Raw genomic sequence first — 17,304 nt, 5'->3', positions numbered from 1 at the left:
TTTGGACAATGGACGAGAACTTCGAAAACCTCAAAGTCATGGTGATCGACGACAGTAAGACCATCCGTCGCACCGCTGAAACCCTTCTCAAGAAAGTGGGCTGCGAAGTCATCACTGCCACCGATGGTTTTGACGCACTCGCCAAGATCGCGGACTCCCAGCCGGACATCATCTTTGTGGACATCATGATGCCGCGGCTCGACGGCTATCAGACCTGCGCCCTGATCAAGAACAACGATGCCTTCAAGCAGACACCCGTGATCATGCTTTCGAGCAAGGACGGCCTCTTCGACAAGGCCAAGGGCCGCATCGTGGGTTCAGACCAGTACCTGACGAAGCCCTTCAGCAAGGATGAACTGCTCGGCACCATCCGCGACCACATGCCCGCACGCCAGGAATAACCGCGACGGCATGACCCATCATTTGACGACCCAGAGTAGAGGAACCCATGGCTCGCATCCTGATCGTTGACGACTCACCCACAGAGGTGAAGAAGATCTCCGGACTGCTGACCAAAAACGGCCACGAAGCGCTCAGTGCCGATAACGGCTCCGACGGCGTCGCCATCGCCCGTTCGGAACAGCCGGATCTGGTCCTGATGGACGTGGTTATGCCCGGGCTGAACGGCTTCCAGGCAACCCGTCAGCTGACCCGCAGCTCGGAAACCCAGCACATCCCGGTGGTCATCGTGACCACCAAGGACCAGGAAACGGACCGTGTCTGGGGCACTCGTCAGGGCGCCCGCGGCTATCTGGTGAAGCCGGTGCCCGAGGACGAGCTGCTCAAGACCATCGACGACCTGCTGAGCTGAACGGGAGCTCCGGATGTCCGCGCAGGCCACCTCCCCTGAAGTCGATCCGTTCAGCGTCCTTACGGATATCGCCCAACGCAGTCTTGAACAGGCCGCCGGCCTGCCCAAGCAGGAAGAAGCGGTTGAATTGTTCAGCGGCATCGGGTTCACCCTGGCCGGCCAGCGGTATGTGGCGCCCATGGGTGAGGTGGTCGAAATCCTGGATGTACCCCGATTCACTCCGGTCCCCGGTGTCCGCACGTTCATGCTCGGGGTCGCCAACGTCCGCGGCCGACTGCTCCCGATCATTGATCTCGCCGTCTTCTTTGGCCTTCCCAGGCCCACTGGCACCCTGCGTGAGCGCCGGGTGCTGGTCATCGAACAGGGCAACCTGTTCAGTGGGCTGGTGGTTGATGACGTGCTCGGAATGCAGTATTTCAGCGTCGACAGCCATGTGCCGGACCCGGAGGATCCTCCCGCGGCGGTGAAACCCTTCCTGCGGGGGGCTTACCAGCGCAGTGACGAGGTGTGGAACGTGTTTTCCACACTGGCGCTGGCCGAGAATGAACAGTTTCTGGATGTGGCGCACTGGTAGTGCGCGTGTGATAGCCACCGAATCCATCAATCAAAAACATCAGTCAGAGTGACAGGCCAGGAGCCGAAAATGCAGAACCGTGCCGGAAAATTCATCTCAGCGCAGAGCGCCAACCGGCCCATTGTTGGGCTGATTGGTCTGCTCGGGGTGCTGACCATTGCGCTGGTGGTGGTGCTGTTCCTGATCAACCGCAACAGCAGCCATGATGCCCAGTACATCGACTACGCGGGTGACCTCCGGGTGCTCTCCCAGGAGATCGCCAAGAATGCCACCGAGGCGGCCGGCGGCACCGAGGCGGCTTTCGACCAGCTCCAGAGCTCCCGCGACCGTTTTGATGAACTCTGGGGCTATCTGCGCGAAGGCAATCCGGACACTGGCCTGCGCCCGCTCGAGCTCACTGGGGAAACCGAGGTACAGCAACGCTGGAACGAGGTGCGCACCAACGCGGATGAGATCCTCGCCACCCGCGGTGCCGTTCTGGAGCTTCACCAGGTGGCGGGCGAGCTCAACAGCATCATTCCGGACCTGCAGGTGGAATACGAGGACGTGGTGGACATCCTCATCAACACCGAGGCGGCCCCCCAGCAGATCTCGCTGGCCCAGCGCCAGTCGCTTCTCGCTGAACGTATCGCCCGGAGCGTGAACAATATCCTCAGCGGTGACGAGGACGCGGTGGTGGCCGCCAACCAGTTCGGCCAGGACGCCCAGCGCTTCGGCCGGGTGCTCAATGCCCAGCTGCGTGGCGACGAATCCATGGATGTGAGCGCACTGGAGGATCCGGATGCGCAGTTCATCCTTGAGTACGTTGAGAACGAACTCTTCAGCGTGGTGGACGAAAACGTCGATCGGATCCTCAATTTCTCCCCGGATCTGTTCCAGGCGCGGGAATCCGCCAACACCATCTTCAACCAGAGCCCTGAACTGCTGAGCGAAACCTCGGAGCTGGTCTCCCTGGTCCAGAACCGTAGCCACCTCGTCACGCCGCTGTGGGCCTACGTGATTCTGCTCGCCATCCTGGCCAACATCATCGCCATCGGTGTAGCCCTCTATCAGGCATCCCAGCGCCGCCTGCGCGAAACTCAGGAGCAGAACGAACAGAACCAGAACGCCATCCTGCGACTGCTGGACGAACTGGCCGACCTGGCGGATGGTGACCTGACGACGGAGGCCACGGTCACCGAGGACTTCACCGGCGCCATCGCCGACTCCATCAACTACGCCATCGACCAGATGCGGACCCTGGTGCAGTCAATCCGCGATACGGCCGTGAATGTGGCCTCCTCTGCCGAGCAGACCCAGGCCACGGCCAAACAGCTGGCCGAGGCCTCGGAGCACCAGGCCCAGGAGATTGCCGGTGCCTCGGCGGCCGTGAACGAAATGGCAGTCTCCATCGATCAGGTGTCGTCCAACGCCTCCGAATCCTCCTCGGTTGCCGAGCGCTCGGTATCCATCGCCAAGAAGGGCGCCGAGGTGGTTCAGAACACCATCAAGGGCATGGACGACATCCGCGAGCAGATCCAGGAAACCTCCAAACGGATCAAGCGCCTGGGTGAATCCTCCCAGGAGATCGGCGACATCGTCTCGCTGATCAACGACATCGCCGACCAGACCAACATCCTGTCGCTGAACGCCGCCATCCAGGCCTCCATGGCCGGGGACGCGGGACGCGGCTTCGCGGTGGTCGCGGACGAGGTCCAGCGACTGGCGGAGCGTTCCTCGGCGGCTACCAAGCAGATCGAAGCCCTGGTCAAGACGATCCAGTCGGACACCAACGAGGCCGTGATCTCCATGGAACACACCACCTCCGAGGTGGTCCGTGGTGCCCGCCTGGCCCAGGACGCCGGCGTGGCGCTGGAGGAGATCGAGAACGTATCCACCAACCTGGCGGAACTGATCCAGAACATTTCCAACGCGGCGCGCCAGCAGTCGTCCTCGGCGGCCCACATCTCGAACACCATGAACGTGATCCAGGAGATCACCTCGCAGACCTCTTCGGGCACCAATCAGACCGCCGAATCCATCGGCAACCTGGCGGCGATGGCCGCCGAGCTGCGTGAGTCCGTAGCCGGCTTCAAGCTGCCGGAGACGGCCGGCGAGGTTGAGGACGAACAGCCTGCGCAGGAAATCCCGCAGGCTCCCGAACAGAATGATTCCATGGATGATGGAGATGACAGCGACCAGGATGTCCCGACAGTCCGTTAATCAGAACCACCGCTCAGGTGCGGGCGTACCATGGTCAATGCTGAAAACGACAATCCATCCACAGCGGCCATGCCCGGCTTCGCCCCGGGTATGGCCATGGATGACGCCCAGTTCGAGCAATGGCGGGACCTGCTTGAGTCGCGTACCGGCATGACACTCACCTCCGGGCGGCGCTCTTTCCTGGAGGCCAATGTGGGAACCCGGGTCCGGGAACTCGGGTTCCCCAGCTACCAGGCCTACTACGAGAAGGTCATGTACGGGCCTGGAGCCATTGCCGAATGGGCGACCCTGGTCGACCGGCTGACCGTCCAGGAAACGCGCTTCTTCCGCGATGGGGACGCTTTTGTGCTGGTTGCCGGTTACGCCCGTGACCGTTACCGGGAACAGGACTGCAGAACACTTGAGGCCTGGAGTCTGGGCTGTGCCACCGGAGAGGAAGCCTACACCCTGGCCATGATCCTGCACCAGGCGGCCAGTGAAGCCCCGGGGCGCCGCTATTTCGGCGTCACTGGTACTGACATCAGCCTGGTAGCGCTGGAGAAGGCTCGCCGCGGTGTTTACGGACCTAGACGGTTGGCGGGCACGGACCCTTACTGGCAGTCACACTATTTCGAGACCCTGGCGGACAACAGTGTTTCCGTGATCCCGGAGCTCAGGAAACGGGTCAGCTTCTCACAGCTCAATATTCTTGAACTGCGACACGCACCCATGCACGGCATTGACATTATTTTCTGCCAGAATGTGCTTATCTACTTCCGCCGCTGGCGGCGGCGGGACATCGCCAACCGACTGGCCGAGCTGCTCGCCCCCGGCGGACTCCTGATCCTGGGGCAGGGCGAACTGACAGACTGGCAGCACCCGGAGCTGACCCCTGTGGCAGCCCGCAAGGTTCTCGCCTGGCAGCGGTCGGACCCCCAGCATGGCAACCGGAGTGATCATGGCCCAGCACGATGACAGCCTTTCCCTCCACTGGGTGAGGGGTGAAATCCAGGAGACACTCAGACAGAGCCAGCAAGCGCTGGAGGCCTTTGCCGAGAACCGCGAAGATCTGGCGCAGCTCCGGTTCTGCCTGAACCATCTGCACCAGGTCCACGGCACGCTCCGGATGGTCCAGCTCGAAGGCGCCAGCCTGGTCGCGGCGGAAATGGAAGCCCTGGCTGAAGCCCTGCTCAACCGTGAGCCGGGGAACAACGAAACGGCTATCGGCAGCCTGATGCAAAGCATCCTGCAACTGCCGGATTACCTCAGCACCCTGCAATCCCGCAGTGAGGATGTGCCGCTGCGGCTGCTGCCACTGCTCAATGAACTGCGGGCCGCGCGCGGCGAAACCTTCCTCTCCGCCAGCGCCCTGTTCAACCCGGACCTGAGCCCCGCACGTTTCGAGGCTCCGGCCCAGGCCAACCAGCGCCTCACCGCCTCCGGCGTGCTCGACAAGGTGCGCAAGCTCCAGCAGATGTTCCAGTTCGCCCGCGCGGGGCTGGAGCGCGGCGTGGATGTGGATACACACCTGGATTACCTCGACAAGGTCATCACCCGCCTGATCAAGCTCTGCCAGAGAACCCCCCAGGGTGAGATCTGGCAGGCCGCGGGCGCCCTCGTTGATACCCTGAATTCCGGCCACAACGCCATGGGCGCAGCCACCCTGGCCCTGATCAGCGATCTCGATGGCGAACTGGAACGGCTGATCAGCGAAAGCGACACCACCCTCAGTCAGTCCGTGCCCGAGGACACCCTCAAGAACCTGCTCTATTACGTCGCCCGTGGCGCGGACTGCGAGAGCGAACGCGTCAGCACCATGGTGGAGCGCTACCGCCTGCGCGAAGCCCTCCCGGACGACACCGGCGATCACGGCCAGAGCCAGGCGCCGGCGCGGGCAGCCATGGCCTCCGTAGTGGATGTGCTCACCGAGGAACTCAACACCATCAAGGACCGGCTCGACCTGTTCGTGCGTGCCCATCAGCGCAGCAATGCCGATCTTGCGGAACTGCTGCCGGGGCTCCGGCAGGTGGCCAACACCCTCGCCATGCTGCGCCAGGGCACCAGCCAGCGAGTCATCAACGACCAGATCGATCGGGTCAACCAGCTGGCAGCCAGCACGAATACCGTGGACGACGGTACCCTGATGGACATCGCCGGGGCACTGCTCTATGTGGAAGCCTCCATTTCCGGACTTTCTGACCACGACGGCGCTCAGGAGGACCAGCAGCCCACCGGCAGCGGCGAAGACGCCCACCGGATAACCGGTCTCCAGGCCACCGAGGCGGGCAGCGCGGTGCTGCGCGAATCCCGCAACGCGCTGGAGCAGGTGAAGACGGGAGTGGTCAACTTCATTGCCTCCCAGTGGAATACTGAGGCCATCAGTGGCGTGCCGGAACTGCTCTACAGCATCCGCGGTAGTCTGCACCTGATCCCGCTGGAGCGCACCGCCACCGCGCTGGCAGCCTGCGAGCGCTTCATCCAGGACGTACTGATCGACGGCGTCTGGACCCCCAACTGGGAGCAGCTCGATACCCTCGCGGACGCCATCACCAGCATCGAATACCACCTTGAGCGGCTGATGGAGGGCATCGACGACAACGATGCCATCCTGGCCATGGCCGAGGAGCGGCTGGAAAGCCTTGGGTTCCCGCCCGGGCGCGAACCCACCTGGCAGGCCCCCGAACCGGAAGCTGATGAAGCCACCCAGACGGCGCCCGCCGACAGCGCTGCCGCCGCGACCGCGGAACCGCTCAAGGAACGCGATTCCGAGCTGCTGGATGACGATATCCTTGAGATCTTTGGGGAAGAGGCCGACGAGGTGCTGGAGACCATCCAGCAGCACTACCCGACCTTCCGGGCCGACCACGACAACCATCAGGCGCTCGGCGAAGTACGCCGCGCCTTCCATACCCTCAAGGGCAGCGGCCGCCTCGTGGGCGCAACCAGCATCGGTGAGCTGGCCTGGTCGGTCGAGAATCTTCTGAACCGTGTCCTCGACCGCTCCATCCAACCCGCCGAACGCATCATGAACCTGCTCGACCGGGTGATCGAGCGACTCCCGGGTCTGATCCAGTCCTTCCGCGATGGTGAAACCAAAGGCAACGTGGACGATCTCATGACCGAGGCGCACGGCCTTGCGGATAGCCGCAACGCCGAAGAGCCCGAGGATACGGACTCGGAACGCGCTGTACGCGAAGAGCCTGAAACGTCGGCAGGACCCGAACCTGAATCAGAACCTGAACCCAAAGGCGGCCACACGGTACCCGAGCCGCAGGCTGAAACAAACGCCGCGCCGGCTCCGGAGACCGAGACGGAAACCGCCGACGAGCCGCTTGTAGACCAGGAGATCCTCGACATCTTCATCGAGGAGGCGGAGGAAGTTCTGGAAACCATCCATGAATACCTGCCGCGGCTGCTGGAAAGCTACGAGAATACCAACGCGCTCACCGAGGTCCGCCGGGCTTTCCATACCCTCAAGGGCAGCGGGCGCATGGTGGAGGCGCAACGCATCGGCGAGTTGGCCTGGGCGGTGGAAAATGCTCTCAACCGCATCCTCGACGGTACTCTTTTCATGAGCGATGACATGGCATCAGTGCTGCAGCAGGTGACCGATGCCATCCCCACCCTTGTGGAAGACTTCCGCCACCAGCGTGCACCCTCCCTGGACACAGCACGGCTTGAGGAGCGTGCCAATGCCCTGGCCCGTGGCGAGGTTCTGGACGCCGAGCCCATGCCGGAGGCCGAGCCTGGAACCCAGCCTCCCGAGGCAGCGCCGGAGGACGTGGACAAAACCGCGGATTCTGAGCTCGACCCGATGCTCATGGACATCTTCCGTTCCGAGGCCGACAGCCACCTGGATTCACTGAACGACTTCCTCGCGAACGCCGAAGGTCAGGAGACAACGGACTATACCGACGACCTTTCCCGCGCGCTGCATACTCTCAAGGGCAGCGCACACACCGCCGGCATCGAGCCCATCGCCCGGGTCACAGCCCCCATGGAGAAGTTCGTCAAACGGGCGCGGGCGGCGGGCGACCCGGCCGACCCCAAGGTGATCGGCCTCATCCGGCGGGTGCGCGATTTCGTACACGCGGGGCTGGAGCATCTGACCAGCGACCCCCTAACCACCCTTGAAGGGACGGATGAGTTCCTGGCCGATCTGCGCACCCTGCACCAGGAGCGTTATCCCGACGAGGCACCCCCGGCCGGCACCACCACGCCCGAGACCGGCGCGGCCAGCGACAACAGCCTGATCAGCATCTTCCTCAATGAAGGCATTGAACAGCTGCTCGACGCCGATCAGACCCTGGAAGAATGGCTGGAAGGCAACACCGGCGAAGCACCCCTGCAGGCCCTGATCGACAGCCTGGGCACGCTCAGCGCCAGTGCCGACCGCGCCCAGGTGCAGCACGTCAGTGAACTCGCCGGGGCGCTGCAGCACCTCTACGAGGAAGTCATCGAAACCACGGATCTGCCCGTGGATCGGCTGACGCCGCTACTGCGGGAAGCTCACGAGGCCATGATCAACCTCATGGACCAGCTGGCTGCCGGGCTCGCCACCGAATCCCCGGCCGGCCTCGTCACCCGCCTCAACGAACAGGCTGCCGACCTGCGTCAGGCTCGAAGTGACGCCGAGCAGCAGGTCTTCGAGGAACGCTTTGGCGGTGACCTGGCGTCCATGGACGAAGCCCTGGACGAAGACATCGAAGCTGAGCCTGAGCCTGTAGAACAGCATGGGACCGGGAGCGCAGAAGCAGAAGAAGCCAGCGCGGATATCGATCCGGAGCTGGCGGAAATCTTCCTCGAGGAAGCCCATGAACTGATCGACAGCACCGGCGAGGCCCTGCACCAGTACATCTCGGAACCGGACAACACCGAGCTGGCCAAAACGCTCCAGCGCGAGCTGCATACCCTCAAGGGCGGCGCCAGAATGGCCGAAATCGCGCCCATTGCGGACCTGTCGCACTCACTGGAGGACCTGTTCGAACGCGTGGCCCAAGGCCGTCTGGCGCTGGGGGAGGCCACCGGCGACACCCTTCTCGCCTGCCATGACGCGCTGGCACGCATGGTGGATCAGACCAGTGCCTTCCAGCCCTGTGAACCGGCGGACGAACTGATCGAAAGGGTGCAGGCCCTGATGCGCGGCGAAACAGCTCCCCCGGCGGCGGAGACCGAAGCCAAAGAGCCCGAGTCCGAAACATCAGAGCAGGCATCAGAACCGCAGGCGGAAACCACCGCCGAACCCGAAGCGGAGCCCACAAGCGCGCCCGAGAGTGAACTCAGTGTCCTTTTCCTGGACGAGGCCCGCGAGATCGAGAATGCCCTTGAGCAGGCCGTCCAGGACTGGGAAAGCGACCCCGAACAGGGTGAGCCCATGGCGCGGATGCGCGAAGAGCTCCACACCCTCAAGGGCGGCGCCCGCCTGTCCGAGCTCGAACCCATTGCGGAGCTCGCGGATACCTGGGAAAGCACCCTCGACAGCGTCATCGAAGGCGCCGGCGACAGCCACCAGGCCCTGAGCTTCAGCCAGCAGAGCCTGACCCGTCTGGGCGGAATGCTGGACCGTGTCGAGGCCGGTGAACCACTGGAGGCCGTTGCGCCCGGTGCGGAAGCCAGCGAGGCCACAGCGGGCGACGACGCGGAAGACGACCCCAGCAACGTGGATCCGGAAGTCCTCGAGATCTTCCTGGAGGAAGCCGGCGAGCTGGTGGACACCCTGGATCACACCCTGGCCGCCTGGCAGAGAGCCGAGGACGGCGACGAAGCCACCCATAGCCAGGAGGCGCAGCGCGCCCTTCACACCATCAAGGGCGGAGCCCGGCTGGCCGAACTGACCACCCTGGGTGAAAAGGCCCACCGTTTCGAGAGCCTGCTCTCGCGCATTGAATCCGAAGGCAACCAGCCCTCGGAAGCCCAGTGGGAGGAAATCCACGGCCTCCACGACGAGATCATCAGCCGCGTGGAACAGGTCCGCCGCACCTGGCAGGGGGATGCCGGGGAAGAGCGGCCCGAAGCGGCGGCCGAAGCCCCGCCGGCACAGGAGCCGGAAACACCCGCGGGAACCGCTGAGTCGCCGCAGGAGCCCACGCAGCCCGAGGCACAGACCACGCCGGAACCGGATCCCGCCGCCCAGGAAACCCAGCCCCAGCAGCAGGCGCGCGACCAGCGCCGGGCGGAGCTGGCCCGCAGTGCCCAGGAGACCCTGCGGGTCAACGCCCAGCTCATGGACGAGATGGTCAACCTCGCTGGCGAGACCAGCATCACCCGTGGCCGGCTGGAACAGCAGATCAGCGACTTCAGCCACACGCTGGACGAAATGGCCGCCACCACCGACCGCCTGCGCGAGCAGCTGCGGCGGATGGAGATCGAGACCGAGGCCCAGATCCTGCATCGCGCCGAACAGGAGTTCGGTCCGGACTACGAGCAGGACTTCGACCCGCTGGAAATGGACCGCTACTCATCCATCCAGCAGCTTTCCCGGGCCCTGTCGGAATCCGCCTCGGACCTTGCTGATCTGCGCGAAACCATGAGTGACAAGGTGCGCGATGCCGAGACCCTGCTGCTGCAGCAACAGCGCACCAACACCGAGCTCCAGGAGGGGCTCATGAAGACGCGCATGGTGCCCTTCTCCTCCATGGTGCCGCGCCTGCGCCGGATCGTGCGCCAGATCTCCGGCGAAACCGGCAAGAAGGCCCACTTCGAGGTGAACAACGCCGAGGGCGAGCTGGACCGGACGGTACTCGACCGGATGGTGGCGCCACTGGAGCACATGCTGCGCAACGCCATCGACCACGGCATCGAGGATGCTGGCGAGCGTGAGCAGGCCGGCAAGCCCGCCACCGGCAACGTGCGCCTGGATCTCAACCGCGAGGGTGGCGAAGTGGTGCTGCGTCTGAAAGACGACGGCGGCGGGATCGATACCGAGAAGGTCCGCCAGAAAGCCATCAAGCAGGGCCTGCTCGACAGCGGCGAGGACCTGACCGACCACGAGATCCTGCAGTTCATCCTGCAGCCCGGCTTCTCCACCGCCGCTTCCGTGACCCAGATCTCCGGGCGCGGTGTGGGCATGGATGTGGTCGCAAGCGAGATCAAGCAGCTCGGCGGCAGCCTGGACATCGACTCCACCCTGGGAACGGGCACCATCTTCACCGTACGGCTGCCGTTCACCGTCTCGGTGAACCGGGCGCTGATGGTCACCATCGGCGAGGACTACTACGCCATTCCGCTGAACACCATCGAGGGCATCGTGCGGGTCTCCACTTACGAGCTGGAGGAGTACTACCAGCCCGACGCCCCCCTGTACGAATACGCCGGCCAGCAGTACCGCCTGCAGTACCTGGGCGCGCTGCTCAACTCCGAGAGCCAGCCCAAGCTCCAGGGCCAGGCCCTGCCGCTCCCAGTGATGCTGGTGCGCGGGGCCGACCAGCCCATGGCCCTGCAGGTCGACAGCCTCATGGGCAGCCGCGAGATCGTGGTAAAATCCCTGGGACAGCAGTTCGGCAGCGTGCGTGGCGTCTCCGGCGCCACCATTCTGGGCGACGGCAACGTGGTGGTGATCCTCGACCTCCCGGCCATGATCCGTGGCGACATCCTGGCCCAGCGTCAGCGCATGCTGGCCCAGGTCGAGACCCGCGAGACCCCTCGCGAGCAGCGGCCCACCCAGGTCATGGTGGTGGACGACTCGGTCACGGTCCGCAAGGTCACCTCGCGCCTGCTGGAGCGCCACGGCATGGAGGCGCTGCTGGCCAAGGACGGGCTCGACGCCGTCGGCCAGCTCCAAGACCGGCGTCCGGATATCGTCCTGCTGGACATCGAGATGCCGCGCATGGACGGCTTCGAGGTGGCCAGCTTCATCCGGCATGACAGCAAGCTCAACGACGTGCCCATCATCATGATCACCTCTCGGACCGGTGATAAGCACCGGGAGCGGGCCGAGGCCATTGGCGTCAACCACTACCTCGGCAAGCCGTTCCAGGAGCAGGAGCTGCTGGACACCATCATGGAGCATGCAAGCGTCGGAGCGGAGCAATGAGCACGGACAGGGGCGTGACCGTCATCGCCGACGACGTGCTCCAGCGTCACCGTTTGCAGCAGGCGCTGGACCGGCACGGCCTGCCCGTTGCATTCATCGGGGACCCGGAGCGTTTTGCCGCCCTGGATCAGGCCCCCGAGGCGGACCTCTGTCTGGTGGAGCTCACTGATGAGGAGGAATACCCAGAGCTGGTCGAGGCGCTGCTGGCGGAGGAGGAACAGCCCATGCTGTTCGGGCCGGGGGCTGCACCGGAGCCCGGCCGCCAGGAATACGTGCGCTGGGAGCGGCGCCTGGTCGCCAAACTGGAGGACCAACTGGGGCGCCTGGAAGCGCTTGAGGATGAAGGCAGCCTGGATGCGCTGGCGGTGCAACCGGAAACCCGGGAACGCCTGCCCATGCCCAACTGGCTGGGACCCGCGGGGGAAGACGACCCCGCCCGGGAAATCTGGATTCTGGGGGCATCACTGGGTGGCCCGGCCGCCGTCAAGGCATTCCTCGATGCCCTGCCCGGCCGTCTGCCCATTGCCTTCGTCTACGCCCAGCACATCGATGCCCATTTCAGCAGCGTGCTCAGCCGGGTGCTGACCCGCGACTCGGAATGGTCCCTGGTCACCGCCGAACAGGATCGCACACTGCGGTGCGGTGAAATCCTGCAGGTGCCCGTGGAACAGGAATTCTGGCTGGACGCGGAGGCCCGGATCCAGCTCCGCGACGAACCCTGGTCCGGCCCCTACGGCCCCTCCATCGACCAGGTGATGACCAATATCGCCCGGGTTCACAGCGGCCACTGTCACAGCATCATCTTCAGCGGCATGGGCAACGACGGCGCCCTGGCCGCACCGGCGCTCCACCAGGCGGGCGGCCACATCTGGGTGCAGCGCCCGGATAGCTGCGCCAGCCCGGCCATGCCGGAATCGGTCCAGGCCACCGGCACGGCGGATTTCCAGGGTGATCCCCGCGAGCTGGCGACACGGCTGCTGCGCGTGCTTGAGGAACAGACCCTGCTGGCCGGCCGCTCGCGATACCATTCAGCCTGATTCGACCTGCAAGGAACCCATCATGGCGGAGAACCCCGAACAACTGTCCTGCGTGCTGATCCCGGTCCAGGACACCACCTTGCTTCTGCCCAACGTTTCCATTGCCGAAATCGTTGACTACGAGCCCGACCCGGCGGACGAGGATCAGGAATGGGTGCTTGGCCGGCTCCAATGGCGGGGCGTGAATCTGCCGGTGCTGTCCTGGGAAGCGGCCAACGGCGGTGATCCCTTCCCCCCCGAGGGCCGGCGCGGGCGTATTCTGGTGCTCAACACCATCACCGAGCGCCACGAGGCCATGCCCTTCATGGCCATGGCCACCCGCGGCATCCCAAGACAGGCCAAGGTCAGCCCCGAGGAACTGCGCCGGGAACCGGACGCCGACGGCGACGCAACGCTGATGACGGTCATCTTCGAGGGAGAGCACTGCGTGATTCCGGACATGGCGGTGCTTGAGGACCTGGCCCAGCGCGCCGCCGGCTGAGGTTCCGTCTCTGTGGGGCCAATGTTACCCTGTAACGTATGACTCATCCGCTACCCTACCGCTCCCATGACCATCAGGCCTGCGTCAGCCAGGCCCTCACCGACGCCCGGCGCATCTGTGCCGAGAAAGGCGCACGCCTCACACGGCTGCGGGAACAGGTGCTGGAGCTGGTGTGGCAGTCCCACCGCCCCCTCGGGGCCTACGACATCCTCGATATCCTCAACGGCGAAGGCCGCCGCTCGGCACCGCCCACCGTCTACCGGACCCTGGACTTCCTGTTGCAGATGGGCCTGGTTCACCGCATCGCCTCGCTCAATGCGTTCGTGGGCTGTAACCAGCCCGACCACCGCCATACCGGCTGCTTCCTGATCTGCCGCCAGTGCCATAACGTGCTGGAGATTGAGGCGTCCGGCATACAGAAGGCCATCGACAGTGAGGCCCGGAGCCACGGCTTCCTGAATGAGGAGACAGTGGCCGAGGTGACCGGGCTCTGCCCGGCCTGCCGTGAGGAGGGCGACGATGACTGAGCCCGTGGTATCACTGGAGGACGCCGGCCTGCGCTATGGCGAGACACACGTTCTGCACGACCTGACCTTCAGCATGAGCGAAGGCGATATCGTCACCGTCATCGGCCCCAATGGCGCGGGCAAGACCAGCCTGATCAAGCTCATCCTTGGCATCGAGAAGCCCAGCTCCGGCCATGTCCGCCAGCGCGCCGGTACCCGGGTGGGCTACGTGCCCCAGCGCATGACCCTCCAGCCTACCCTGCCGCTGACGGTGGGGCGCTTCCTCGGGCTTGCCGGCGGCGACAACAGCGCCATTGAGGCGGCCCTGGCCCGCACCGGTGTGGCCCATCTGGCGAATGAATCCGTCCATTACCTGTCCGGTGGCGAGTTCCAGCGCGTGCTGCTCGCCCGCGCCATCCTGCGCCGCCCCCAGCTTCTGGTGCTGGACGAGCCGGCCCAGGGGCTGGACGTCAACGGCCAGTCGGCGCTCTACGAGCTGATCCAATCCCTGCGCGATGAACTCAACTGCGCGGTGCTGACCGTCTCCCACGATCTGCACGTGGTCATGGCGTCGACGGATACGGTGCTTTGCCTGAACGGCCACATCTGCTGCCGTGGCCAGCCGGAACAGATCTCCCGGGACCCGGCTTTCACTCAGTTGTTCGGCGAACACCTGGCCAATACCCTGGCGGTCTACCATCACCACCATAACCACAGCCACGACGTGCACGGAGACACCGTGCCATGATCGACCTGATCCTGAACGACTTCTTCTGGCGCGCCATGGCCGGCGGCCTGATGGTCGCGCTGGTGGCGGGCCCACTGGGATGCTTTGTGGTCTGGCGGCGCATGGCCTATTTCGGAGACACGCTGGCGCACTCCGCCCTGCTGGGAATCGCCCTGGGCACCGCCTTCCAGGCCAACCTCAACCTGAGCATCGCGTTGGTGTGCATCCTGCTGGCGGTGGTGCTGATGCTGCTCTCGCGTCAGCAATCGCTGGCCAGTGACACCCTTCTGGGCATCCTCTCCCACAGCTCGCTGGCCATCGGGCTCGTGGTGCTGGGCATGATGCAGGATTTCAGTATCGACCTGACCGGTTACCTGTTCGGTGATCTGCTGGCCATCAACCAGCGGGACCTGCTCTGGATCGCCCTGGGCGGCGCCCTCATCCTCGCGCTCACCGTCTGGCTCTGGCGCGGCCTGCTGATGATCACCATCCACGATGAGCTGGCGGCGGTGGAAGGCCACCGAACCGGTCTGCTGCGACTGGCGCTGATGCTGATGCTGTCGCTGGTGATCGCCACCGCCATGAAGATCGTGGGCGTTCTGCTGATCACCGCGCTGCTGATCATTCCCGCGGCGGCTGCCCGGCCGCTGGCCGCCACCCCCGAGCGCATGGCGGTGATCGCCTCGCTGCTGGGCATGGGGTCGGTGGTGGCGGGCATGACCCTGTCCTGGCACATGGACACCCCGGCCGGCCCGTCGGTGGTGGTCTCGGCTTTCGGTTTCTTCCTGCTGCTCTGGCTTGCGCGGGCGCGCTCGCCAGCCTGAGACACCCACCGCTTGGTCTGCGCACAGCACTGCGCTACAGTGAAGCAAGGCAGACAGCGCGGGAGCCAGGACGATGGAACCGGAAAGCGTACCCGATACCGATCAGCCGGGCTGGTACCGTGCACTGCCCCCGATCGTGCTGGGTGTGGGGCTGGCGCTGAGCCTGCTGCTTTGGTCCGAGACCCGCCAGGCACTGACCCACGCCGCCACCACCGGAGAAGACCCGGTCTTCCCCGGCCTCCTGCTGCTGTGCGGTATCCTTCTGAGTGTTGGCCTGGCCCTGGCTACCTGGCAGATCGTTCGCGCCCACCGGCTCATGATCCGCCGTGAGGTGCGACTGGAGCGCCTGCGTCAGCGCGACAGCCGCGCGCTGGATAACAAGCGTCTCGAAAAGGAAGTGATGAGCCGGGCGCTTTCGGACAGTGAGCAGCGCACACGCGACTTCATCCGCCTGGGCACCGGTATTGCCCTGGAGCTGGACGATGCCCATGCCATTGGTTACGTCTCGCCCCAAGTGGAAACCTGGTTGGGGCATACCCCGTCCAACCTTGCAGGTGAGCGCTTTTCCATCCTCCTTCCGGGATCCGAACACCACCGCCTTGATGAGGCCTTGGAGACCAGTCGCCGCGAGGCCCGCCACACCAGCCTCGACACCTGGCTCACGGAGCCCGGGGGCAGCACCCTGTCCGTCCACCTGCGCATCTGCGCCATCGTGGACGCACTGTCCCACTGCCAGGGCTTCCGTGTGATCGCCTCACCACGGGGCCCCATTGAATAGCGGCGATTCGCCACCACCTCTGTATGCAGAGATAACCTGAATACGGCGCCAGATTCTGAACAGAGGTCCGCCAATGGAATTCAAGGATTACTACAAAATACTGGGCGTGGACGAGGACGCCTCCAAGTCCGAGATCAAGTCCGCGTACCGCAAACTCGCGCGCAAGTACCATCCGGACGTGAGCAAGGAGGCGGACGCCGAGGACCACTTCAAGGACGTGAGCGAAGCCTATGAAGTCCTGAAGGACGACGAGAAACGGGCCGAGTACGACCAGCTGCGCAAGTACGGGCAGACGGCGGACGGTGGTTTCGATCCACCGCCTGACTGGGAGTCCGGCGCCAGCTTCTCGCGCGGCGGGTTCACCGGTGCGGACAGCATGGACTTCAGCGACTTCTTCGAATCCATCTTCGGCGGCGCCGGCGGCGGCTTCCGGCAGCAGCGTGGCCAAGGCTTCGCCATGCGCGGCGAGGACCTCCACCATCAGCTGTCGCTGTTCCTGGAGGAGGCCTACAACGGCTGTGAGAAATCCCTGCGCCTGCAGCAGCCGGAGCCCGGGCCGGACGGCCGCGTCCAGCGACGTGAGCGCACGCTGAAAGTGAAGGTGCCCGCCGGCGTACGCGACGGCCAGACCATACGCCTGCGCGGCCAGGGCGGGCCCGGTATCGGCAACGGTCCGGATGGGGATCTTTACCTGGACATCCAGATCGCGCCCCATCCACACTTCCGGCTGGAAGGCGGTGATCTGTATGTGACCGTCCCCGTGACCCCCTGGGAGGCAGCGCTGGGCGGTCGCATCACGGTGCCCACCATGGGCGGCCGGGCCACGCTCACCGTTCCGGAAGGCGCGCGCGAAGGCCAGAAGCTGCGCCTGCGTGGCAAGGGCATGCCCGGCAAGACCCCGGGTGATCAGTACGTGGTGCTGCAGGTCGCCATGCCACCGAAACAGACGGAGCGCAGCCGCGAACTCTTCCGCGAGCTCAGCGAGGAAGTGCCGTTCAACCCACGTGAACACCTGGGAGTCTGAACATGAGCAGCAGAACGCCCCAAGCCGAGATGATGGACGAACTGGTGCGGCTGACACTGCGCGATCTCTGCCATGACTGCCAGGTCAACGCCGAGTACGTGATCGAGCTGGTGGAGTTCGGCGTGGTACAGCCACGCGAGGGCCGGAGCCCGCGGGAATGGGTCTTTGCCGGTGAAGACCTGGTTAGGGTCAAGAAGGCGGAACGGCTGCGGCGGGATCTCGAGGTCAACCTGCCCGGTGTGGCCCTGTCACTGGACCTGCTCGAGGAAGTCCGCGAGCTGCGCCGGCGGGTTGAGGACATGGAGCAGGATCGCAGGCGTGACTGAACC

14 protein-coding genes are annotated in these 17,304 nt (G+C 64.9%); all 14 read left to right on the top strand.

Features of this window, described 5'->3' with window-relative positions:
- Positions 1 to 8: 8 nt before the first annotated feature.
- The 14 genes from pilG to H4I92_RS07280 all read left to right on the top strand — a co-directional run bounded on the left by pilG (position 9) and on the right by H4I92_RS07280 (position 17,301).
- Positions 9 to 401 (top strand): twitching motility response regulator PilG, encoded by a 393-nt coding sequence (gene pilG, locus H4I92_RS07345; protein WP_077529992.1) that lies wholly within the window; start codon positions 9 to 11, stop codon positions 399 to 401.
- Between the two features lie 47 nt (positions 402 to 448).
- Positions 449 to 811, top strand: coding sequence for a twitching motility response regulator PilH (gene pilH / locus H4I92_RS07340; RefSeq protein ID WP_077529991.1), 363 nt, complete (start codon positions 449 to 451; stop codon positions 809 to 811).
- Positions 812 to 824: 13 nt separating this feature from the next.
- Positions 825 to 1,385 (top strand): chemotaxis protein CheW, encoded by a 561-nt coding sequence (locus H4I92_RS07335; RefSeq protein WP_077529990.1) that lies wholly within the window; start codon positions 825 to 827, stop codon positions 1,383 to 1,385.
- Between the two features lie 69 nt (positions 1,386 to 1,454).
- Entirely contained in the window at positions 1,455 to 3,587 is a 2,133-nt protein-coding gene (locus H4I92_RS07330; protein ID WP_077529989.1) for a methyl-accepting chemotaxis protein, read from the top strand.
- Between the two features lie 30 nt (positions 3,588 to 3,617).
- Positions 3,618 to 4,541, top strand: coding sequence for a CheR family methyltransferase (locus H4I92_RS07325; RefSeq protein WP_077529988.1), 924 nt, complete (start codon positions 3,618 to 3,620; stop codon positions 4,539 to 4,541).
- Positions 4,525 to 11,598, top strand: coding sequence for an Hpt domain-containing protein (locus H4I92_RS07320; RefSeq protein ID WP_080506799.1), 7,074 nt, complete (start codon positions 4,525 to 4,527; stop codon positions 11,596 to 11,598). Before H4I92_RS07325 ends, H4I92_RS07320 begins: the two co-directional genes overlap by 17 nt.
- Positions 11,595 to 12,635: a chemotaxis protein CheB gene (locus tag H4I92_RS07315; RefSeq protein WP_077529986.1), complete on the top strand. Its 1,041-nt coding sequence runs from the start codon at positions 11,595 to 11,597 to the stop codon at positions 12,633 to 12,635. The genes H4I92_RS07320 and H4I92_RS07315 overlap by 4 nt, the downstream gene beginning before the upstream one ends.
- Positions 12,636 to 12,657: 22 nt before the next feature.
- A complete protein-coding gene (locus H4I92_RS07310; RefSeq protein WP_077529985.1) occupies positions 12,658 to 13,116 on the top strand; it encodes a chemotaxis protein CheW in 459 nt (152 codons plus the stop codon).
- Between the two features lie 38 nt (positions 13,117 to 13,154).
- Positions 13,155 to 13,643, top strand: a complete 489-nt coding sequence (locus H4I92_RS07305) for a Fur family transcriptional regulator (RefSeq protein WP_077529984.1) — start codon at positions 13,155 to 13,157, stop codon at positions 13,641 to 13,643.
- Complete coding sequence (gene znuC, locus H4I92_RS07300; RefSeq protein ID WP_077529983.1) at positions 13,636 to 14,370, top strand: zinc ABC transporter ATP-binding protein ZnuC; 735 nt, start codon at positions 13,636 to 13,638, stop codon at positions 14,368 to 14,370. The genes H4I92_RS07305 and znuC overlap by 8 nt, the downstream gene beginning before the upstream one ends.
- Positions 14,367 to 15,173, top strand: coding sequence for an iron chelate uptake ABC transporter family permease subunit (locus H4I92_RS07295; protein ID WP_077529982.1), 807 nt, complete (start codon positions 14,367 to 14,369; stop codon positions 15,171 to 15,173). Before znuC ends, H4I92_RS07295 begins: the two co-directional genes overlap by 4 nt.
- Positions 15,174 to 15,246: 73 nt before the next feature.
- Positions 15,247 to 15,951, top strand: a complete 705-nt coding sequence (locus tag H4I92_RS07290) for a PAS domain-containing protein (RefSeq protein WP_077529981.1) — start codon at positions 15,247 to 15,249, stop codon at positions 15,949 to 15,951.
- A 73-nt stretch (positions 15,952 to 16,024) separates the two neighbouring features.
- On the top strand, positions 16,025 to 16,975 hold the full coding sequence (locus tag H4I92_RS07285) for a DnaJ C-terminal domain-containing protein (protein WP_077529980.1): 951 nt from the start codon (positions 16,025 to 16,027) through the stop codon (positions 16,973 to 16,975).
- 2 nt (positions 16,976 to 16,977) lie between these two features.
- A complete protein-coding gene (locus H4I92_RS07280; RefSeq protein WP_077529979.1) occupies positions 16,978 to 17,301 on the top strand; it encodes a chaperone modulator CbpM in 324 nt (107 codons plus the stop codon).
- Positions 17,302 to 17,304 lie beyond the last annotated feature (3 nt).

It is taken from the genome of Vreelandella halophila (genome assembly GCF_019903425.1).
Lineage (GTDB): Bacteria > Pseudomonadota > Gammaproteobacteria > Pseudomonadales > Oleiphilaceae > Halospina > Halospina halophila.
This window is presented reverse-complemented; position numbering and strand designations above follow the sequence as displayed.